Origin of the sequence: Stenotrophomonas sp. AS1, assembly GCF_048957655.1 — a bacterium.
Classification (GTDB): Bacteria; Pseudomonadota; Gammaproteobacteria; order Xanthomonadales; family Xanthomonadaceae; genus Stenotrophomonas; species Stenotrophomonas bentonitica_A.
In genome coordinates this window covers 169,839-189,249 of record NZ_JARVXM010000009.1, presented here as the reverse complement: position 1 = coordinate 189,249, position 19,411 = coordinate 169,839, and the positions used below count along the sequence as shown (strand labels likewise).

Sequence of the window (19,411 nt, the reverse complement as noted above, 5' to 3'; positions counted from 1 at the left end):
TTCATGGCCTGTGGACGAGCACACGGTTAGTTTGCAATCAAGGAGTCTTCCCATGCGCAGTTCCCATGTCGTCCTCGCTGCGGCGGTCGCGGTCGGTCTGGCCGCCTGTGGCAGCACACCGCCGCCGCGTCCCGCCGCCCCCGTCGTGCCGGTGGTCAGCACCGCGCAGATGGCAGAGGCCAATCTGTCGCCCGCCTCGGCCAGCCTGGTCAGTGGGCGCCTTGCGCTGGTTCCCGATGCACGTGGCGTACACATCACCGGTGTCATCGGGGGCCTGCAGCCGCTGCAGGTGGCCGGGTTCCACGTGCATGAGCGCGGCGACTGCAGTGCGGTCGATGCCAGCAGCGCGGGTGCGCATTTCAATCCGGCCGGGCAGCCGCACGGCCGCAACAGTGCCGGCGCGCACCACGCCGGTGACATGGACAACCTGCGTGCCGATGCGCAGGGACGCGTCAACGTCGACATCCGCCTGCCAGCGGTTACCCTTGGTGGCGGCGCAGCCACCGATATCGCCGGGCGTGCACTGATCGTCCATGCCAATGCCGACGATTACCGCAGCCAGCCGGCCGGCAACGCCGGCGCCCGAATTGCCTGCGGCGTCATCCGGGTCGTGCGCTGATCGCGCCGTCCCACGACGCCGTTTCTTCCAACGCTACCCGCAAGGAGATCCACATGCGCCTGATCCACACCACGCTGTTCGCGGCCATCGCCGCGCTCGGCCTGACCGCCTGCAACAAGCCGGCCGACACCACCCCGGAAGCCACGCCGGCTGCCGAAGCCACCGCGTCCCAGCCGACGGCCGAAGCGACCCCCGAGGCACCGCCGGCGATGACCAGTGAGGCCCATGCCAACCACACTGCCAGTGCCGACCTTGCGCCGACCCAGGGCAATGACGTCAAAGGCAACGTGACCTTCAGCATCGTTGACGGCAAGGTTCATGTGAAAGGCCAGGTCAGCGGCCTGAAGCCGAACAGCGAGCACGGCTTCCACATCCATGAGAAGGGCGATTGCAGCGCGCCGGACGGCGCCAGCGCCGGTGGCCACTTCAATCCGGGCAAGGAAGACCATGGCAGCGTCGCCAGCGAACCGCATCACGGTGGCGACATGCCCAACATCAAGGCTGATGCCCAGGGCAACGCCGTGGTCGACGCCCCGGTCTCGACCAACGTCAACATCGGCAAGGGCGATGATTTCGACATCATTGGCCGCGGCCTGATCGTCCATGCCGACGCGGACGACTACAAGACCCAGCCGACCGGCAATGCCGGCGCACGCCTGGCCTGCGCGGTGATCAAAGCGGCCCCGTAACCCGGGCCGTATCTGACGAAAAACGCCGGCGAACGCCGGCGTTTTTTTTGAACGTTGGTCGAGCCACGCCATGCGTGGCTGCCATGAGCGATATCGATTTTCCCGAGGAGCCGGCCAGCGGCCGGCACTACCGTCAGCGGGCCAGCAGCTCGCGCGCGTCCTGCCCGGCTTCGCAATGTACGAACAGCACCGGCAGGCCGTGCGCTTCCAGCACGGCGGCCATCTGCCGCTGGCGGATCAGGTACTGATCGTAGATGCCCTGCAGGCGATCACAGTCGCCGGTGCCGTGGTTGTAGTACGCGCACCAGCCGGCGGGATCGAACAGCGCCATACGCACTTCGCCGTCAGCGTATCGAAGCAGCGGCTCCGGCGCGGCATCCAGCCACTCTTCCACGTGCGGTGCCATCAGTGCGGTTTCGATCAGCGGCCACAGAATCGCCAGGCCCTGGTTGTCGTACTGCATCGACATCATCGCGGCGAGATCATTCACCGTGAAATACCGCGCGTGTTCGATCTGCGCGCCGAAGGCGTTCTGGGCCTGCAGCGCGGTATCGGCCTGCGCCATGCCCTGGGCCAGCAGCACGTCTTCCAGCGCCTCGGCCACGGCCTGGGTCTGGGCGACTTCAGTGCCCGTCAGCAGGAACGGGACGACCCGCAGGCCGCCGCCGGTGAGGCTGGCATCAGCCTGGAACGGCAGCGGTACGTCGCCATCGGCGCCGGCACCAAAGGCCAGCACGCGCGGGCCCTGGTTGCGGCCCGGGGCGCGCATCTGCAGTTCTTCCAGGCGCCGGTGCACCGGCCAGCCCGGACGCAGGATTTCCGCCGGATCGAAGTGGGCGCCGGCGAACACGAAGTCCAGCCCGCTGACGCCGGGCACCAGCTTGGCCAGATCGCGGCCGACGCGTTCGGCCAGTTCACCAGCCTGTTCGGAGGACAGCGCGGCATGGCGCGGGGCGTCGCCGCCGGCCAGTTCCAATGCCAGTACGCCAATGGCATTCATGCCGTGGTCGGGTTTGCTCATGGTTTCACGGTTGGCCCATCACAGGGCGGCAGCTACACTTGGCCCCATTATGCCTGCTCCTTCGTGCAGGCCATGTTGCAGACACCCCTCCCATGCCAGGTATCTCCATGCCCAACGCCCGTCCCGTCGCCATCCTCGGCGGCGTCCGCATTCCGTTCTGTCGCCAGAACACGGCTTATTCGGACGTCGGCAATCTCGGTATGTCGGTGCGCACACTCGGTGCGCTGGTCGAGCGCTTCGGCCTGCATGGCCAGCAGCTGGGCGAAGTGGCGATGGGCGCGGTGATCAAGCACTCCAGCGACTGGAACCTGGGCCGCGAAGCCACGCTGTCCTCCGGCCTGTCCCCGCTGACCCCGGGCATCACCATGCAGCGTGCCTGCGGCACCTCGCTGGATACCATCATTGCGGTGGCCAACAAGATCGCGCTGGGCCAGATCGACTCGGGCATCGGTGGCGGCTCGGACACCACCTCCGATGTGCCGATCGTGTACGGCAAGAAGCTGCGTGCGCGCCTGCTGGCGGCCAACCGCGCCAAGAGCACCGGCGACAAGCTCAAGGCACTGACCCGCGGCTTCAAGCTGAGTGAACTCAAGCCGGAATTCCCGGGCGTGGCCGAGCCGCGTACCGGCAAGAGCATGGGCGACCACTGCGAAGACATGGCCAAGGAGTGGAACATCTCCCGCGACTCGCAGGATGAGTGGGCGGTGTCCTCGCACAAGAAGCTGGCCGCCGCCTACGAGCGCGGGTTCTTCAACGACCTGATCGCGCCGTTCCGCGGCGTGGAGCGCGACAACATCCTGCGCGCCGATACCTCGCTGGAAAAACTGGCCACGCTGAAGCCCGCCTTCGACAAGGTCTCCGGCCGCGGCACGCTGACCGCCGCCAACTCCACCCCGCTCACCGACGGCGCCTCGGCGGTGCTGCTGGCCAGCGAAGAGTGGGCGCGCGCGCATGGCCATGAGCCGCTGGCGTACCTGCGTGATTCGCAGGTGGCGGCCGTTGATTTCGTACACGGCGAAGGCCTGCTGATGGCGCCGACCATCGCGGTGCCGGAGATGCTCAAGCGCAATGGCCTGACCCTGCAGGATTTCGATCTCTACGAAATCCACGAGGCCTTCGCTGCACAGGTGCTGTGCACGTTGCGCGCGTGGGAAAGCGAAGACTACTGCCGCAACCGGCTGGGCCTGGAGGCGCCGCTGGGCAAGATCGATCCGGCCAAGATCAATCCGCTGGGCTCCTCGCTGGCCACCGGCCACCCGTTCGCCGCCACCGGCGCCCGCGTGATCGCCACGGCGGCCAAGCAGCTGGCCGAACGCGGCGGTGGCCGCGCGCTGGTCTCGATCTGCACCGCCGGCGGCATGGGCGTGGTGGCGATCGTCGAGCGCTGATCGCCCCGCTGCATGGAACGAAGAAGGCCGCCCAAGGGCGGCCTTCTTTTTTGTATCCGGCGGAGGTGTACACCAGTCGGCTCTGGTCGTGCCGGCCGCTGGCCCGCTCCTCCATACCGTTTCGGGGAGCCTGCATGCTCGGGGAACCCTCATTTTCAGGGACCGCGCGTTGCCGGCCAGCGGCCGGCACTACCGGGAACCACGGCGCTGTTACGGCAGGCGCGGGTTGCCGAACTCGTCGCGTTCCACGTGCAGGCGATCTTCCTCCACGTGCATGCGGCCCTGCTCCACGTGCAGGCGATCGTGCACCGGCGCCGGTTCACCCATCAGCGATTGCTCTTCGACGGTGGCGCGCTCGGGCACGATCGGGTCCAGCGGCGTCGCGGTCGCGGCACGGGCCAGCGCCACGCTGTCATCGCCGCGCTGCTGGCGCAGCGCATTGGCGAAGCACTGCGAGGCCAGCGCGGTTTCGCCGCGTTCCAGGAACAGCTCGCCCAAGGCTTCCCACGCGGCCGGGCCGGCACCAGCGGCAATCGCGCGGTGCAGGTAATCCTCGGCCAGGGTGTGCTGGCGCTGGCGGGCGGCAATACGGCCCAGCGCCAGCAGCAAGGCCGGGCTGGAGGGCTGGGTGGTCAACCAGCGCTGCAGGTTGGCCTGGCGCGTGGCCAGCTTCTCCACCGGCATCTGGCCGTAGAGCGTCACCACCGATTCGTCCCAGCGCGTGTCCAGCGCCTGCTCCAGGTTCAGCAGGGCCGGTTCGTCCCAGTCCAGGGCAACCGCCCGCAGGGCATAGGCCGAAACCACGTCCGGATCGCTGCGCAGGGCCTTCGGCGTGGCCTCCCACTGCGCGGCCAGTGCGTTGACATCACCGGCCTCCAGCAGCGACTGGGCCGCCAGGCGGATTTCCAGTTCGGCCACGGCGGTGTCCGGCAGCACCTTCTGCTTGCGCAGCGCGCCCAGCTGCCCGTACGCCTCATGCGCGCGATCGGCACGGGCCAGTGCCTCGGTGCGCAGCCACAGGCCGCGCGGCGGCAGCGGCTGGATCGCGGCGATGTCGAGCACGTTGATCGCATCCACCGGACGCTCCTGTGCCAGCAAACGTTCGGCCTGCAGCAGGGCATGGCTGGTGGCGTCTTCGGCGGCCAGGCGCTGCAGATACTGGTTGACCGCGTCGTCGTCGTCGCGCGCCTGCGCGCTGCGCACCGCAGTGACCAAGGCGACAGCACTCACTTCCTTGTCTTCGGCGGCGCTGGTCAACAGCTTTTCCGCACGCTGCCAGTGGCCCTGTTCATGGGCCTGCAGGCCCTCGGTCAGGCGCGCACGGCCCTGCTTGCGGCGGTAGCGGCCCCAGGCGCGGAACGGCGAGGCCAGCAGGCTCCACAGCAGCCACAGCACCAGCAGACCCACCAGCACCATCAGGGCGACCTGCGGCACGGTGGAGCGGTAGTCGGTGCCGCCGTAGCGGTAGATCACTTCGCCGAACTGCCGCAGCTGTTCGGTGCCGAGCCACTGTGAGGCGATCACGCCCAGGGCGACGGCCAAGAGCAGGACCACCAGAGATTGAAAGGGCTTCATCGATTACCTCCCGTTACGCATCGAGCGCAGTTGCTGCAGGGTGCTGCCCAGTTCGGGCAGCGATGGACGCAGCTCGCAGGCGCGTAGTTGATGCAGTTCAGCACGTTGCTCGCGCAGAGCAGGTGAATCCGGCCTCAGCCGCGGCAGCCACAGCGCCACGCGGTCCAGCGCCTGCACGTAGCCGGGTTGATCGCCGCGCTCCACCGCGGCCCGCGCCAGGGTCAGTTCCAGCTGCAGCGAATCCCACGCGGCCACCCGCTCGGCCTCGGTCAACGGGCCCTGCAGGCGGGTCGGGGTGATGGTCACGAACGGTGCCAGCACCTGGTGCCACCAGGGGCTGCCAACGGCGGTATCGGCCGGGGCGTCGATCTGCTCGGGCAGCGCGGTCAGCGCCTGGGCGAACCGGCCCAGCCGTGCCTGGGTCTGCGCACGCACCCCGGGGCCCAGTGCATCCACGGCATTGCGCTCCTGCATCAGCGCCTGCCGCAGGTTCAGATACTCGCTGCCCTGCACATCGTCCAACGAGGCGGCCGCCAAGGCATACAGGCGTTTGGCGCCGTCGGCGTCATCGGCATAGGCCAGCCGCTGGCCGGCCTGGCTCAACAACAGCTCGGCCTCTTCCAGCTGCAGCGCCTGGGCACCGTGGCGGGTGCTGTCGGCCAGCTTGGCCAGGTTCTCTTCGAGCAGGGCGTTGCGCTGGCTCAGGCCGAGCATTTCATCGCGCAGCACCCGGTTGGTCGCGGCGGCGTCCTGCACGCGCTGGGAGGTCGAGCGCTGATCGCGGCGCAGCGCCTCGACACTGTCCAGCAGGCCCTGCATCTGCAACTGGGCATTCTCCTCGCGCACACGCTCCTGCGCCTGTCGCGACTGCCACTGCGTCCAGCCCCAGGCACCGCCGCCGGCCAGCACGGCCAACGCCGTGACCGGCACGATCCAGCGCAGGGGGCGGCGCGGAGAGGAAGGCGAAACAGGGTCATTCATACGGGCATCCTTGTCGCGCGCGCCGGGCAATCCGCTTGGCTGGCGAGCGACGTGGTGCACAGCATCGCCCGCCGCCCGAGCCGCCTGCAAGACCGCTCCGGCGCCCTGTTCAGGAAGATGCGGGCGGGATGAGCACGGCGTGTGCAGCGGCAACCAGCTGCGAAGGCAACGGCCCTGCCGCCAGCTGCACCTGCCCGAAGCCGACCGCGCGCGCCTGCGCGGCCAGCCGCTCGCTGGCGGCCACCACGAGGGCCTCGCGCAGGGGGGCATGCAGATCGTCCGGCAACTGCGCCAGCAGCAGGGTCAGTGCCTCGCCGCTGCTCAGTGCCAGCACCCACGGCGTGGCCGCGTGCCGCAGCCGCTGCAGCATGCGCGGCGCAAGGGGCAGCGCACGGCGGACATAGACGTTGGCCCGCAGCAGCCGGGCACCGCGTTGCTCCAGGGTCTGCGCGATCACCCCGCGCCCGCCGGGCGCGGTCACCAGGCCGGCGCGCAGGCCATGCAGATCCGCCAGGGCCGGCAACGCGAGCAGGCCCTCGCTGTCCATCCGCGCCGGCGCGGCGATGCCCTGTGCGCCCTGCCGGTCCAACGCCGCCGCCGTGCCGGCGCCCACCGCAAGCCACTGCCCCGGGTGGGGTGCGGCCAGGTCCACCAGGCGCGCGGCCGCCTTAACCGCCGCCGGGCTGCTGAAGACCACCCGCTCGGCCGCCAGCGCGGCCTCCAGCGCGGCGCGCGTGGCCGTATCAGCGCAGGCCTGCAGCGCCCAGGGCGAGAGTGCGATGACGCGCGCCCCGGCGGCAGCGGCCGCACGCCGCAGCGGCGCATGCTGGCCACGCGGGCGCAGCGAGATCAGGGTCCAGGGCGCGACTTTCGTTTCGGTGTTCATTGCGGGCATTATGCGAGCCCTTCGATGTGACGTGATCAACCAGATGTCCGCAACCGATTCCCTGCCGGCGCAGTTGTCCGCGCTGCAGCATGTCCTGGATGCCATGCCGCCGGTGGCGGCCATGCAGATCCGTGTCCACGACTATCGCGACGGCGTCCTGCACATCCATGCCCCGCTGGCGGCCAACGTCAATGACAAGGGCAACGCCTTCGGTGGCAGCCTGGCCTCGGCCCTGACCCTGTCCGGCTGGGCCCTGGTGACGCTGCGGCTGCGCCTGGCCGGGTTCGATGCCGATGTCTACGTGGCCGACAGCCACATCCGCTACCTGGCGCCGGTCTACGGCGATCTGCATGCGCAGGCCCAGGCGGATGCGGAAACCGACTGGGACAGCTTCCTGGCCACCTTCGCCCAGCGCGGCAAGGCCCGCATCAGCCTCACCGCCCGGCAACCGGGCGAGGGCGACAAGGCCGCCGCTGAACTGAGCGGCCGTTTCGTGGCCTTCGCCAGGCGGTAGGATGGGCGCCTTGCCTATTGGGGAATTCGCATGCGTCGTACGCTTCAGATCCTGCTGCTGGCATTGCTCGCGCTGACCAGCGTGAGTGCCCTGGCCGCCGAGCAGAAAACCACCCGGAAGCAGCGCAAGGATCTGGAGGAAACCCAGATCAAGTACGACGCCACGATGCGCTGGGGCACCGTTGAAGACGCGTTGCCGTACCTGGACCCGGAATACACCCGGGTCCACCCGCTGACCGATCTGGAACTGCGCCGCTTCGAGCAGGTGAAGATCTCCAGCTATCGCGCCAGCGACAACGTGCCCATGCCCGATGGCCGGGTAGGGCGCACCGCCGAGGTGCGGGTGATCAACAACAACACCCAGGCCGAGCGCACGGTGCGGGTTCGGGAGATCTGGCGCTGGGACGCCGAAGACAAGCGCTGGCTCCAGGCCAACGGGCTGCCCGACCTCTGGCAGGACCGCTGACGCCCGCCCACACGGGGCTGGACGCCGATTCGCCCGCATGTGCGACAATCGGCGCCCGCTTATCGACCCGTGATCTTAGTGAATTACGAAGAGTTGCTGGCCTTTGCCGGCCGAAACCCGATGTTGTCGATGGCCCTGGTGGGCCTGACCGTGGCCATCATCGTGACCGAAGTCCGCCGTCTGTTCCGTGGCTTCAAATCGCTCAAGCCGGCGGAACTGACCCAGCTGATGAACGCCGGTGGCGCCATCGTGGTCGATCTGTCCTCGAGCAGCGATTTCGAGAAGGGCCATATCGCCGGCAGCCGCAATGTGCAGCCGAGCCAGTTCGGTCCGGAGCACAAGCTGGTCGCCAAGGCCCAGCAGAGCCCGGTCGTGCTGGTCTGCCGCAGCGGCAACGCCTCCGAGACGGCCGCCAAGGCCCTGAAGAAGGCGGGTTTCACCCAGGTCAACGTGCTCGATGGCGGCATCCCGGCGTGGCAGCAGGCCGAGCTGCCGCTGGTCAAGGGCCGCAACTGATCCCCGTCGGATTGCAGCGCACGCCTTGTACGCGGCGCACAGCGCCCCCATCGCAGGGCATGTAACAATCCGTTTTTACAGCATTCATTTTTGGAGCAACAGGAAATGTCCGAAGAGAACACCAACGGCGCCGTCGCGCCGGTCGACGCCGCCACCGGTCCCTCGTTCACCGTCGAGAAGATCTACGTCAAGGACGTTTCGTTCGAATCGCCGAACGCTCCGGCCGTCTTCAATGACGCCGTGCAGCCGGAACTGCAGCTCAACCTGAACCAGCGCGTGCAGCGCCTGGGCGAGAGCGCCTTCGAAGTCGTGCTGGCCGTGACCCTGACCTGCAAGGCCGGCGAGAAGACCGCCTATGTGGCCGAAGTGCAGCAGGCCGGCGTGTTCGGCCTGGTGGGCCTGGACCCGCAGTCGATCGACGTGCTGCTCGGCACCCAGTGCCCGAACATCCTGTTCCCGTACGTGCGTTCGCTGGTGAGCGAGCTGATCCAGGCCGGTGGCTTCCCGCCGTTCTTCCTGCAGCCGATCAACTTCGAAGGCCTCTACGCCGAAACCCTGCGCCAGCGCCAGGAACAGGGCGAGACCTCGCTCGCCGATTCCGAGCCGGCCGGCAACGCCTGATCGGCGCTGCAGTCGTACGGATGAGCAAGCACGCAGACAAAATCGCGGTTCTCGGCGCCGGCTCCTGGGGCACTGCCCTGGCCAGCCTGCTCGCGCGGCACGGTCACCCGACCGTGCTGTGGGGGCGCGATGCGGCGATGGTCGAGGCCATCGACCAGCGCCACGAGAACACCCGTTATCTGCCGGGTATTCCGCTGCCCGAGTCGCTGCGCGCGACCACCGACCTGGCCGCTGCCGTCAAGGACGCCGCCTGGATCCTGGTGGTGGTGCCGTCGCACGCCTTCGGTGAAACCGTGCGTGCACTGGCGCCGCTGCGCCCGGCTGATGCCGGCGTGGCGTGGGCGACCAAGGGCTTCGAACCCGGCTCCGGTCGGTTCCTGCACGAAGTGGCGCGTGAGGTCCTCGGGCCGGACGTGCCGCTGGCGGTGGTGACCGGCCCGTCGTTCGCCAAGGAAGTCACCCAGGGCCTGCCGACCGCGATCACCGTCCACGGTGACGCGCCGGACTTCGCCCAGCAGGTGGCCGATGCCATGCACGGCCCGGCGTTCCGCGCCTACACCGGCGATGACATGGTCGGTGCCGAGCTCGGCGGCGCGATGAAGAACGTGCTGGCCGTGGCCACCGGCGTTGCCGATGGCATGCAACTGGGCCTCAACGCCCGTGCCGGCCTGATCACCCGTGGCCTCAACGAAATGCTGCGGCTCGCCGCGGCGATCGGTGCCAAGCCGGAAACCCTGATGGGGCTGGCCGGCCTGGGCGATCTGGTGCTGACCTGCACCGGCGACCTCTCGCGCAACCGTCGGCTGGGCCTGGCCCTGGGCCGTGGGCAGACGCTGCAGGATGCGGTGCGCGAGATCGGCCAGGTGGTGGAATCGGTGCAGACCGCCGATGAAGTGATGCGCCAGGCGCGGCGTCATGGCATCGACCTGCCCATCTCCGACCGGGTGCGCGCCGTGCTGCACGGTGAGCAGACCCCCGAAGAAGGATTGCGTGCGCTGTTGGCACGCGAGCAGAAGCCGGAGTATCCGGACACGCTGTTCAAGTGAGGCACCCAAAACCCCGGCAGATGCCGGGGTTTTTTTTGGGTCTTCGTCCATCCTTTTCAGGCGCGACGGCGGATGGGTCGGGCGCTGGGCCACGCCAGAACGAAACAACCCGGCACGTGGCCGGGTTGTTTCGTGGCGTACCGACGAGGGTGTCGCCATGCCAACCGCAAAAAAACCGCGACGGCCGTGCAGGTAGAGCCGACCGTTGGTCGGCTGCTGTAAAAGTGAAGCCCGGCGTGAGCCGGGCTTCATGGCGCAGGGGAGAGAGACCGCGCCATCCAACAACGTACCGCGGTGTTGCGTAACGCGTATTACCAGGTGAAGCGCGGACCGACGAACCATTCCTTGTCGCCGCCCTTGGCCAGCTTCACTTCGCCGGCCAGGCCCCAGTTCTGGTTGAGCTTGGCCTGGGCGCCGACGCGGCCGTAGAACTCGCCGTCCGGATTGATGCCGTGCTTCTTGCTGTAATCCTCGTAACCGGCCATCACGTAGCCTTCGAAGTTCGGGGTGAACGCGCTGCGCACGCCGACTTCGGTGGAGTAGCCGTTGAAGTCCGGGCCGTGCTTCGGGTCGAACTTCTGGTAAGCAACGCGGGCGACCAGATCGGTGGTCGGGGCGATGCCGTAGTTGTAGCCCACACCGACGCGCCACTGGTCGACGTCGTTGCTGCCGCGCTTGGTTTCCTGCGCGTTGTAGTCACCGAAGACATGGAAGTTCGGCGCCACGGCGACCGAGCCCTTCACCGCCCAACCATCGGCGTCGCCGCCCTTGGCATCGGTGTTCACGTAGCCGCCTTCGACATAGTTGTACGACAGGCCGTCGGTTGCCGACGCAGCGAACGGCAGTGCAGCGAGCAGACCCAGAGCAAGCAGGGAAGTCTTCATTTTCGGGAACACCTTTTTATTTTTTGGTTTTGTCCGCCAGCAGAGGGAGGGGGAATCGCTGCTGGCGACAGGTGTGAATTATCCGTTAGTCACCCGAATTAGCCCTGAATATCAAACTGAGCAGTACATAAATGAAGCGGCGATATCGGGAACTCTTCGTTCGCTATCTGCTACGCACGCGCAATACGTCTCGTGCGTAACGCGCACACACGACAGGACACCATCGCGATGACGTGCATCGCATGGGTATCGAAGAAAAAAGAGCGCGCGTCCGCAGGCGGACCGGGATCAGCGTTCGCCGTCGCGCAGGTAGTCGAACAGCTCGGCGTCGCCCTTCAGCCCGAGCTTCAACATCGCATCGCCTTTCTGGCGGCTGATGGTGCTGACGCTCTTGTGCAGATGGAGGGCGATCTCCTTGACCGTCATGCCGCTGCCGAGCAGCCGCAGCACTTCCACTTCGCGTGGCGACAAGGGACGGGCTCCGCCTTCCTCGACACTCTCCGTGCCGATTGCGTCAATGCGTTCCTTCAGCGACAGGCTGACGTAGGGCACGCCGCGCTGCACGGTCTGGATCGCCAGTGGCAGCTCATCCATCGAGGAGGTCTTGTCGACCAGGCCAAGCACGCCGGTCGCGACCACCATGCGCAGGATCGCCAGGTTGTTGGACACGCTGAGCATCAGCACCGGCAGCTCGGGAAAACGCCGGCGTATCATGGCGATCATCGCGAAGCCATCGGCCTGCGCGCCGCCGGGCATGGAGTAATCGGTGACCAGAACATCGCACTCGTGGTCGCCCAGTACGGTCATCAGCTCGGCCACGGTACTGGCCTCGGCCACCACCTGACCAACGCCGCTGGACTCGATCACGGCCTTCGTGCCGATCCGTACGACCGGATGGTCATCGGCGATGATAATGCGCAGGGTCATGGACTAGTATTGCCTGTGAGGCAGCCGTCGGGCCGTGCCGGGATGGGGATGTCATTCTACGGAGATCAGGCAGCATGCGTACCCACGTCATTCGCTGGCTGGTTCTGTTCGTGCTCGCGATGGCGACGGGCATGCAGGTATCCGCGGCTGCGTCGCCTCCCTTGCCCCCCCACCAGAGCGAGTGGCTTGGCAGGCACCCTACCATCATCCTGGGCATGTACGACAGCGGTTGGCCGCCGTTCGAGTCCATGCAGAACGGCAAGCCGGTCGGCCTCGGCTACGACTACCTCAGCCTGCTGACCCGGCAGCTGGGGGTGCAGGTGCAGGTGCGGATGTATCGCGACTGGACCGAGGTCCTGGAGGCGGCATGCCGGGGTGAAGTCGATGTGGTGATGAACATCACGCTCACCGCCGATCGTACGCGCTGCATGGTCTACACCCGCCCCTACGCCCAAGCCCCACTGGCGCTGGTGGGTCGCCCCGGCGAAACCCGGGCATCGTCTGATCCTGACCTGCGCGGCCTGCGCGTGGTCACCGAGCGTGAGTTCGTCACCAGCGACGAAGTGCGCTCGCGCTTTCCCGGCGCCCGGCGCGTGACCGCGGCCAGCACCACCGCCGCATTGGCCATGGTCGGCAGCGGCGAGGCCGACGTCTACATCGGCAACGCGTATGTGGCCACGACCCTGATCGCCGAGCGACGGCTGACCGATGTCAGCCTGCTGCGCCCCAGCGACCTGCCACCGGAGCGGCTGCATTTCGGTGTGCCCAACGCCAAGCAGCCCTTGGCTGAAGCGCTGGACATGGGCCTGGCCGCGCTCGCCGAGACCGAGCGCGAGCGCCTGGAACGGCGCTGGCTCCCGACGCCGCGATGGTCGGTGCAGTCGCAGGTGATCCTGGGCAATGCGGAGAGGCGTGTCCTGGCCACCCCCCTGCGCCTGGCCTTCGCGCCGAACGCGGCACCGCTGGCCTTCATCGACAGTGCCGACCGGCCCAGCGGTGTCTCGGCCGAGTACCTGCGCCTGCTGCGCACGGTAGGGGCGCAGCTCACGCGGGTGCCGGCGCACGACTGGTTCGATGTGCGCGAGCAGCTGCGCCGCGGCGAGGTCGACGCGATCATGGGCATCCCCAACGATTCGAACTACCTGGGCGACGGCTGGGTGTTCAGCCAGCCCTTCATCACCGTTCCCAACGTCGTGGTGACGGCCAGTGGCAGTGCGTCGGTGCTGGGCGTGCCCGATCTGGATGGCCGCAGCATCCTGCTGTCCGATCCGGAACGGTTGCGCGGGTATGTCCTGCAGCAGGCCCCCAATGCGCGCATCGTGCCCGCGCGCAGCGCCGAACTGGCGCTGTCACGGCTGGCCAAGGGAGACGCCGATGCGTACATCGGCAACCTGGCCGTCATCGATCGCATCGTGCGTGATCACTATCCCGCGCAGCTGCACGTGGCAGCGCCGGCGGGATTCAGCGATCGCCTGTCGTTGGCGGTCAAGCGCCAGTACGCACCCCTGGCCACCACGTTCGACCGCCTGCTGGTGAACATGAGCGCGCGCGAGCACGAAGCGATCCGCAGCGACTGGTTGTCGGCCGAGTACCGCAGCGATCTGGACTGGCGCGCGACCGCGCGCTGGGCGGTGCCGCTGGCCCTGGTGCTGCTGACCGCACTGCTCGTCCATGGGTGGGGGCACTGGCGCCTGCGCAGTGAGGTAGCGATGCGCCGCCGTGCCGAGCAGCGCCTGGCCGACGTCACCGACAATCTGCCGGCGATCGTGTACCAGGGCCGTCGCGAACGGGATGGCCGGCTGTCGCTGCCGTACATCGCCGGTGACACCGAAGCGCTGTTCGGGCTCACCGCGGCCGAGGCGATGGCCGATGAAAGCGCGCTGATCGCGCGCATCGACGAGCGTGATCGCGCCAATGTGCGCCAGGCCCTGGAAAGCGCCACGCGGGACTTCGCCCCGGTGGACATAGAATTCCGCACCCGCCCAGGGGGCATGCTGCGTTGGGTGCGTTCGCGCGCGCTGCCCTACGACGCCGAGGACGGGGTGCTGCTGTGGAGCGGCTACTGGATCGATGTGACCGAGGCGCGCGCACAGGCCGACGCGCTGGCGCTGGCCAAGGCGGCCGCCGAGCGCGCCACCGCCGCCAAATCCGAATTCCTGGCCACGATGAGCCACGAGATCCGCACACCGATGTCCGGCGTGCTGGGCATGGTGGAGGTGCTCTCGCACACCTCGCTGGATGGCGAACAGCGCCGCATCATCAGCGTGATCGAGGACTCGGCGCAGATGCTGCGGCAGATCCTCGATGACCTGCTGGACTACTCCAAGATCGAGGCCGGCGCGCTGTCCCTGCAACCGCATCCGGTCGCCCTGCGCGCATTGCTTGGCAACGTGCAGCAGCTGCTTGCCCCGCAGGCGGTGGCCAAGGGGCTGGAGCTGCAGATCCAGATCGACGACGCGCTCGCGGCCATGCACCTGGTCGACGGCATGCGCCTGCGGCAGATCGCATTCAACCTGCTCAGCAATGCCATCAAGTTCACGCGCGCCGGCGAGGTCGGCATCGCGCTGGAGGTGCTCGACGGTGATGCCCACGGCGCGCAGCGGCTGCGCCTGACCGTTTGCGATACAGGCATCGGCATCTCGCCCGAGCAGCGCGAACGGCTGTTCGCGCCGTTCGTACAGGCCGACGCGGCGACCAGCCGCCAGTACGGTGGCACAGGGCTGGGGTTGAGCATCTGCCAGCGCCTGGTGGCGATGATGCATGGCACGCTGACGCTGCACAGCGTCCCCGGCGAGGGCACGCGCGTGGAGGTGCTGCTGGCCGTACCGGTGGTGCCGGTGGACGAACAGCCCGGCGCCGCCGAAGAACACACGCAGGCGGTGCCGTTGCCGGCCGCATTGCAGCAGCGGCGCATCCTGATCGTGGAGGACCATCCCACCAACCAGGCGCTGATGGGGTGGCGCATGCAACAGCTGGGCCTGCCACACGTGCTGGCCGAGAACGGCGAACAGGCACTGGCGCTGCTGGCGCGCACCCGTTTCGACCTGGTGCTGACCGACTGCCGGATGCCGGTCATGGACGGCTATGCCATGACCCGCCGCATCCGCGAGCAGGAGCGTGACCGCGGCGGTGCCCGGCTGCCGGTGATCGCGCTGACCGCCAGCGCGATGGAGGACGATCTGCAGCGCTGCCGCGAGGCCGGCATGGACGATCTGCTGGCCAAGCCGGTCTCACTGGGCGCCTTGCGCCAGGCACTGCTGCAGTGGCTGCCGGACGGGGATGGCCCCTTGTCCGGCGCGGAGCAGGCACCGGGTGCGGATGACGCGCCGCCGGACCGGGCCGCGCTGGTGCGCCGGTTTGGTTCGGAGCATGTGGCCGGCGTGCTGATCGAGAGCCTGTGCACCGCCTCGGCCGAGGATCTGGTGACGCTGCAGGCAGCCCTGGATGCGCAGGCCGGGCCCGCACTGGTGAATGTGCTGCACCGGCTGGTGGGGGGGCTGGCAACGCTGGGGGCCGACGCGCTGGCGCTGCAGGCGCGCAGCCTGATGGAACGCGTCGACGACGAAGGCGTGGCGGCGCACGCCGAGGCGGTCAGCGCATTCGATGCGGCGTTGCGCGCTTATCTGGTGCAGCTGCAGGCGTCCTGACCGGCGCCTGCCGGTCATCGCTGCTGCTGCAGATACTCGATCACCTGCCGCCGGCGCTCCGGGTCAGCGGTGGAGTTGACCATGCGCGTGCCCGGCACCGCCTGCGTGGGCGAGCGCAGGAACGCATCGAGGGTCTGTTCGTTCCAGGTCAGCCCTGCATCGCGCATCGCGTTGGAATACGGATAGCCGGCGACACTGCCGGCACGCCGGCCGATCACGCCATGCAGGTTCGGGCCGAACCGATGCACGCCACCCGGGCTGACGGTGTGGCAGCCGGCACAGATCGCAAAGGCGCGCTGCAGGTCCTGCTGATGGGCCTGCTCCGGCGTCTGCGGGGTGCGCGAACACGCCGCCAGCAGCAGGCAGGCCAGTAACGCCAACGTCGATCGGAAAGCAGGGGCCATGGCGCCACGGTCACGTCCAACAGGACGCTCAGGATAGCCAGCGCGGCGGTGCCTGCCGCGCCTGATGGCCTGCGACCGGTGGTCGCAGGCCATGCCGATCACATGCCCGAGTAGTTCGGGCCGCCGCCGCCCTGGGGGGTCACCCACACGATGTTCTGGGTCGGGTCCTTGATGTCGCAGGTCTTGCAGTGCACGCAGTTCTGCGCGTTGATCTGCAGCTGTTCGTGCCCATCGCTGCCGACGAACTCGTACACGCCGGCCGGGCAGTAGCGCGCTTCCGGACCGGCGTACTCGGCCAGGTTGATCCGCACTGGCACGCTGGCGTCCTTGAGGGTCAGGTGGCTGGGCTGGTCTTCGGCGTGGTTGGTGCTGCTCAGGAACACCGAGCTGAGCCGATCGAAGGTGAGCACGCCATCCGGCTTGGGATAGTTGATCTTCGCATGCTTGGAGGCCGGCTCCAGGCAGGCGTGGTCCGGGGTGCTGTGGCGCAGCGTCCACGGCGGATTGCGGATGCCCAGCTTGGGCAGCAGCCACTGCTCGATGCCGGTCATCAACGTGGCCACGGTCTGGCCCTTCTTGAACCACTGCTTGAAGTTCTTGGCCTGCTGCAGTTCGGCATGCAGCCAGCTGGTCTCGAACGCCTGCGGATAGGCGCTCAATTCATCGTGCTGGCGATCGGCCACCAGCGCATCGAAGGCGGCATCGGCGGCGAGCATGCCGGTCTTGATCGCGGCATGGCTGCCCTTGATCCGGCTGACGTTGAGATAGCCGGCCTCGCAGCCGACCAGCGCGCCACCGGGGAACACCGTCCTGGGCAGCGACATCAGCCCACCGGCGGTGATCGCGCGCGCACCGTAGCCGATGCGCTTGCCCCCTTCCAGGTGCTTGCGGATGTCCGGGTGTGTCTTGAAGCGCTGGAACTCTTCGAACGGGCTCAGCCACGGGTTCTTGTAATCCAGGCCGACCACATAACCGATCGAGACCTTGCCGCCCTCGGCGTGATACAGGAACGCGCCGCCGTAGGTGTCGTTGTCCAGCGGCCAGCCGGCCGCGTGCACCACCAGGCCCGGCTCATGCTTGGCCGGATCGATCTGCCACAGCTCCTTGATGCCGATGCCATAGGCCTGCGGATCCTTGCCGGCATCGAGCTGGAAGCGTGCGATCAACTGGCGGCCGAGATGGCCGCGCGAGCCTTCGGCGAAGATCGTGTACTTGGCGTGCAGCGCCATGCCGCGCTCGAACGCGGGGCCGGGCTGACCGTTCTTCTCGATGCCCATGTCGCCGGTGGCCACGCCGATCACCGCACCGTCCTCGCTGTACAGCACCTCCGCCGCGGGGAAGCCGGGGAAGATCGCCACTTCCAGCGCCTCGGCCTGCTGCGCCAGCCAGCGGGTGACCTCGCCGAGGCTGACGATGTAGTTGCCTTCGTTGTGGAAGCACTCCGGCAGCAGCGCGTTGGGCGTGCTGCGCGAGCCGGCTTCACTGAGGAACAGGAATTCGTCGCGGGTGACCTTCTGCTTCAGCGGTGCGCCGCGCTCGGCCCAGTCCGGGAACAGTTCGCTCAGTGCCCGCGGATCCATCACCGCACCGGAGAGGATGTGCGCACCGGGTTCAGAGCCTTTCTCCAGGATGCACACCGACAGCTCGCGGCCGGCTTCGATGGCGCGCTGGCGCAGCCGGATCGCCGTGGCCAGGCCAGCGGGACCGCCACCGACGATCACCACATCGAATTCCATCACTTCACGCGGGGGCAGGACGTTGATTTCTTCGCTCATGGGGCTGCGTAACTCGTGGGTAGTGCCGCGGGTTGAACGGCGGCGGTTGCCTGGGAATCGCGCGTGTCACACCACGGCGAAACGGTGGATCATTGCGCCAGAGTACCGGCACGGCGCATTTAAGCCTAGATCGCCGACGATGACAGCGGTGTCGCCGCGCGTTCGATACCAGGATGCTGCGGCGCAGCATCCGCGCTGCCGCGCCGTCCCTTGGCCGCTTCGCGCACAACGACCACAATGGGAGCCTGTTCCACCGCCACCTGCCGGGATGCCATGTCACTGAATCCGTTCGATCTGTTCGATATCCGTTCGCTGCTCAGCGAGGAGGAGCGCGCGGTGCAGACGACGGTGGCGCGTTTCACCGATACGCGGGTGCTGCCGATCATCGGCGATGCGTTCGACGACGGGCGCTTCCCGGACGAATTGATTCCCGAGATCGCCGCGCTGGGCCTGCTCGGCTCCAGCCTGCCCGAGCAGTACGGCGGCGGCGGGCTCAATGCGGTGAGCTACGGCTTGATCTGCCAGGAGCTGGAGCGCGGCGATTCGGGCCTGCGCAGCTTCGTTTCGGTGCAGAGCTCGCTGTGCATGTACCCCATCTACGCTTACGGCAGCGAAGAACAGCGGCTGCGCTGGTTGCCGGACATGGCCACCGGCAAGGTGATCGGCTGCTTCGGGCTGACCGAGGCGCATGGCGGCTCCGATCCGGCGGCGATGAAGACCCGCGCGGTGCGCGATGGCGGTGACTGGCTGATCAACGGCAGCAAGATGTGGATCACCAGCGGACCGGTGGCCGACATCGCGATCGTGTGGGCGCATACCGACGATGGCATCCAGGGCTTCGTGCTGGAAAAGGGCATGGCCGGGTTCACCACGCAGGAGATCAAGCACAAGATGAGCCTGCGCGCCTCGTTGACCGGTGCGCTGTTCTTCGACAACGTGCGCGTGCCCGACCGTAACCGCCTGCCGAACGTGCAGGGGCTGAAGGGGCCGCTGGGCTGCTTGAACCAGGCGCGCTACGGGATCAGCTGGGGTCCGATCGGCGCTGCGGTGGCCTGCCTGGATGAAGCCCTGGGCTATACCAAGCAGCGGGTGCTGTTCGGCCGGCCGGTGGCGGCCACGCAGAGTGCGCAGATCAAGCTGGCCGACATGGCGCGGCGGATCACCACCGCGCAGCTGCTGGCCCTGCAGCTGGGGCGCCTGAAGGACGCCGGCCAACTGCAGCCGCAGCAGGTCAGCCTGGCCAAGTGGAACAACTGCCGCATGGCCATCGACATCGCGCGCGAATGTCGCGACCTGCTCGGCGGCGCCGGCATCACCACCGAACACGTGGCGATCCGGCATGCACTCAATCTGGAATCGGTGATCACCTACGAGGGCACCGAGACCGTGCACCAGCTGGTGATCGGCCGCGAGCTGACCGGGATCAATGCGTTCTGAGGTCACCTGACCAACG

At 68.0% G+C, this 19,411-nt stretch carries 18 protein-coding genes; 10 read left to right on the top strand and 8 right to left on the bottom strand.

Annotated features, from left to right (window positions below):
• The first annotated feature begins 52 nt into the window (after positions 1-52).
• Together PV764_RS17970 and PV764_RS17965 are read left to right on the top strand one after the other, a co-directional pair.
• Positions 53-619 carry a superoxide dismutase family protein gene (locus PV764_RS17970; protein WP_421117210.1) on the top strand — a complete coding sequence of 189 codons (567 nt, stop codon included), beginning with the start codon at positions 53-55 and terminating at the stop codon, positions 617-619.
• Positions 620-672: 53 nt separating this feature from the next.
• On the top strand, positions 673-1,308 hold the full coding sequence (locus tag PV764_RS17965; RefSeq protein WP_046273863.1) for a superoxide dismutase family protein: 636 nt from the start codon (positions 673-675) through the stop codon (positions 1,306-1,308).
• Between the two features lie 133 nt (positions 1,309-1,441).
• On the opposite strand, the gene PV764_RS17960 is transcribed toward PV764_RS17965, so the two are convergent.
• Complete coding sequence (locus PV764_RS17960; RefSeq protein ID WP_019184899.1) at positions 1,442-2,329, bottom strand: hypothetical protein; 888 nt, start codon at positions 2,327-2,329, stop codon at positions 1,442-1,444.
• Positions 2,330-2,421: 92 nt separating this feature from the next.
• On the opposite strand from PV764_RS17960, the gene PV764_RS17955 reads away from it, so the two are divergent.
• Positions 2,422-3,717 (top strand): acetyl-CoA C-acetyltransferase, encoded by a 1,296-nt coding sequence (locus PV764_RS17955; protein ID WP_026070059.1) that lies wholly within the window; start codon positions 2,422-2,424, stop codon positions 3,715-3,717.
• A 210-nt stretch (positions 3,718-3,927) separates the two neighbouring features.
• On the opposite strand, the gene PV764_RS17950 is transcribed toward PV764_RS17955, so the two are convergent.
• The 3 genes from PV764_RS17950 to PV764_RS17940 form a co-directional block, all read right to left on the bottom strand.
• Positions 3,928-5,292, bottom strand: coding sequence for a heme biosynthesis protein HemY (locus PV764_RS17950; protein WP_421117209.1), 1,365 nt, complete (start codon positions 5,290-5,292; stop codon positions 3,928-3,930).
• 3 nt (positions 5,293-5,295) lie between these two features.
• Complete coding sequence (locus tag PV764_RS17945; protein ID WP_421117208.1) at positions 5,296-6,273, bottom strand: uroporphyrinogen-III C-methyltransferase; 978 nt, start codon at positions 6,271-6,273, stop codon at positions 5,296-5,298.
• A gap of 109 nt (positions 6,274-6,382) precedes the next feature.
• Positions 6,383-7,159, bottom strand: coding sequence for a uroporphyrinogen-III synthase (locus tag PV764_RS17940; protein ID WP_421117207.1), 777 nt, complete (start codon positions 7,157-7,159; stop codon positions 6,383-6,385).
• Positions 7,160-7,202: 43 nt separating this feature from the next.
• Here PV764_RS17940 and PV764_RS17935 point away from each other — a divergent pair, with 43 nt between their 5' ends.
• The 5 genes from PV764_RS17935 (at position 7,203) to PV764_RS17915 (ending at position 10,321) form a co-directional block, all read left to right on the top strand.
• Positions 7,203-7,673, top strand: coding sequence for a YiiD C-terminal domain-containing protein (locus tag PV764_RS17935; protein ID WP_026070058.1), 471 nt, complete (start codon positions 7,203-7,205; stop codon positions 7,671-7,673).
• 30 nt (positions 7,674-7,703) lie between these two features.
• Complete coding sequence (locus PV764_RS17930; protein WP_019184893.1) at positions 7,704-8,138, top strand: hypothetical protein; 435 nt, start codon at positions 7,704-7,706, stop codon at positions 8,136-8,138.
• A 78-nt stretch (positions 8,139-8,216) separates the two neighbouring features.
• Positions 8,217-8,654, top strand: coding sequence for a rhodanese-like domain-containing protein (locus tag PV764_RS17925; RefSeq protein WP_019184892.1), 438 nt, complete (start codon positions 8,217-8,219; stop codon positions 8,652-8,654).
• 105 nt (positions 8,655-8,759) lie between these two features.
• On the top strand, positions 8,760-9,275 hold the full coding sequence (secB, locus tag PV764_RS17920; RefSeq protein ID WP_019184891.1) for a protein-export chaperone SecB: 516 nt from the start codon (positions 8,760-8,762) through the stop codon (positions 9,273-9,275).
• Between the two features lie 20 nt (positions 9,276-9,295).
• A complete protein-coding gene (locus PV764_RS17915; protein WP_019184890.1) occupies positions 9,296-10,321 on the top strand; it encodes an NAD(P)H-dependent glycerol-3-phosphate dehydrogenase in 1,026 nt (341 codons plus the stop codon).
• Between the two features lie 311 nt (positions 10,322-10,632).
• On the opposite strand, the gene PV764_RS17910 is transcribed toward PV764_RS17915, so the two are convergent.
• Positions 10,633-11,205 carry an Ax21 family protein gene (locus tag PV764_RS17910; RefSeq protein ID WP_019184889.1) on the bottom strand — a complete coding sequence of 191 codons (573 nt, stop codon included), beginning with the start codon at positions 11,203-11,205 and terminating at the stop codon, positions 10,633-10,635.
• Positions 11,206-11,493: 288 nt separating this feature from the next.
• Entirely contained in the window at positions 11,494-12,132 is a 639-nt protein-coding gene (locus PV764_RS17905; RefSeq protein ID WP_019184888.1) for a response regulator transcription factor, read from the bottom strand.
• A gap of 74 nt (positions 12,133-12,206) precedes the next feature.
• On the opposite strand from PV764_RS17905, the gene PV764_RS17900 reads away from it, so the two are divergent.
• Positions 12,207-15,779, top strand: coding sequence for an ATP-binding protein (locus tag PV764_RS17900; protein ID WP_421117205.1), 3,573 nt, complete (start codon positions 12,207-12,209; stop codon positions 15,777-15,779).
• 14 nt (positions 15,780-15,793) lie between these two features.
• On the opposite strand, the gene PV764_RS17895 is transcribed toward PV764_RS17900, so the two are convergent.
• Positions 15,794-16,183 (bottom strand): c-type cytochrome, encoded by a 390-nt coding sequence (locus PV764_RS17895; RefSeq protein ID WP_019184886.1) that lies wholly within the window; start codon positions 16,181-16,183, stop codon positions 15,794-15,796.
• Positions 16,184-16,281: 98 nt separating this feature from the next.
• Positions 16,282-17,958 carry an electron transfer flavoprotein-ubiquinone oxidoreductase gene (locus tag PV764_RS17890; protein ID WP_019184885.1) on the bottom strand — a complete coding sequence of 559 codons (1,677 nt, stop codon included), beginning with the start codon at positions 17,956-17,958 and terminating at the stop codon, positions 16,282-16,284.
• 273 nt (positions 17,959-18,231) lie between these two features.
• On the opposite strand from PV764_RS17890, the gene PV764_RS17885 reads away from it, so the two are divergent.
• Positions 18,232-19,395, top strand: a complete 1,164-nt coding sequence (locus tag PV764_RS17885; RefSeq protein WP_421117204.1) for an acyl-CoA dehydrogenase family protein — start codon at positions 18,232-18,234, stop codon at positions 19,393-19,395.
• The last annotated feature ends 16 nt before the right edge of the window (positions 19,396-19,411 follow it).

Coding starts and splice junctions, on each gene's coding strand:
- PV764_RS17945 (WP_421117208.1), bottom strand. CDS start 6,273: ATGAATGACCCTGTTTCGCCTTCCTCTCCGCGCCGCCCCCTGCGCTGG.
- PV764_RS17915 (WP_019184890.1), top strand. CDS start 9,296: ATGAGCAAGCACGCAGACAAAATCGCGGTTCTCGGCGCCGGCTCCTGG.
- PV764_RS17960 (WP_019184899.1), bottom strand. CDS start 2,329: ATGAGCAAACCCGACCACGGCATGAATGCCATTGGCGTACTGGCATTG.
- PV764_RS17905 (WP_019184888.1), bottom strand. CDS start 12,132: ATGACCCTGCGCATTATCATCGCCGATGACCATCCGGTCGTACGGATC.
- PV764_RS17890 (WP_019184885.1), bottom strand. CDS start 17,958: ATGAGCGAAGAAATCAACGTCCTGCCCCCGCGTGAAGTGATGGAATTC.
- PV764_RS17940 (WP_421117207.1), bottom strand. CDS start 7,159: ATGAACACCGAAACGAAAGTCGCGCCCTGGACCCTGATCTCGCTGCGC.
- PV764_RS17900 (WP_421117205.1), top strand. CDS start 12,207: ATGCGTACCCACGTCATTCGCTGGCTGGTTCTGTTCGTGCTCGCGATG.
- PV764_RS17965 (WP_046273863.1), top strand. CDS start 673: ATGCGCCTGATCCACACCACGCTGTTCGCGGCCATCGCCGCGCTCGGC.
- PV764_RS17930 (WP_019184893.1), top strand. CDS start 7,704: ATGCGTCGTACGCTTCAGATCCTGCTGCTGGCATTGCTCGCGCTGACC.
- PV764_RS17910 (WP_019184889.1), bottom strand. CDS start 11,205: ATGAAGACTTCCCTGCTTGCTCTGGGTCTGCTCGCTGCACTGCCGTTC.
- PV764_RS17895 (WP_019184886.1), bottom strand. CDS start 16,183: ATGGCCCCTGCTTTCCGATCGACGTTGGCGTTACTGGCCTGCCTGCTG.
- secB (WP_019184891.1), top strand. CDS start 8,760: ATGTCCGAAGAGAACACCAACGGCGCCGTCGCGCCGGTCGACGCCGCC.
- PV764_RS17970 (WP_421117210.1), top strand. CDS start 53: ATGCGCAGTTCCCATGTCGTCCTCGCTGCGGCGGTCGCGGTCGGTCTG.
- PV764_RS17935 (WP_026070058.1), top strand. CDS start 7,203: ATGTCCGCAACCGATTCCCTGCCGGCGCAGTTGTCCGCGCTGCAGCAT.
- PV764_RS17885 (WP_421117204.1), top strand. CDS start 18,232: ATGTCACTGAATCCGTTCGATCTGTTCGATATCCGTTCGCTGCTCAGC.
- PV764_RS17950 (WP_421117209.1), bottom strand. CDS start 5,292: ATGAAGCCCTTTCAATCTCTGGTGGTCCTGCTCTTGGCCGTCGCCCTG.
- PV764_RS17955 (WP_026070059.1), top strand. CDS start 2,422: ATGCCAGGTATCTCCATGCCCAACGCCCGTCCCGTCGCCATCCTCGGC.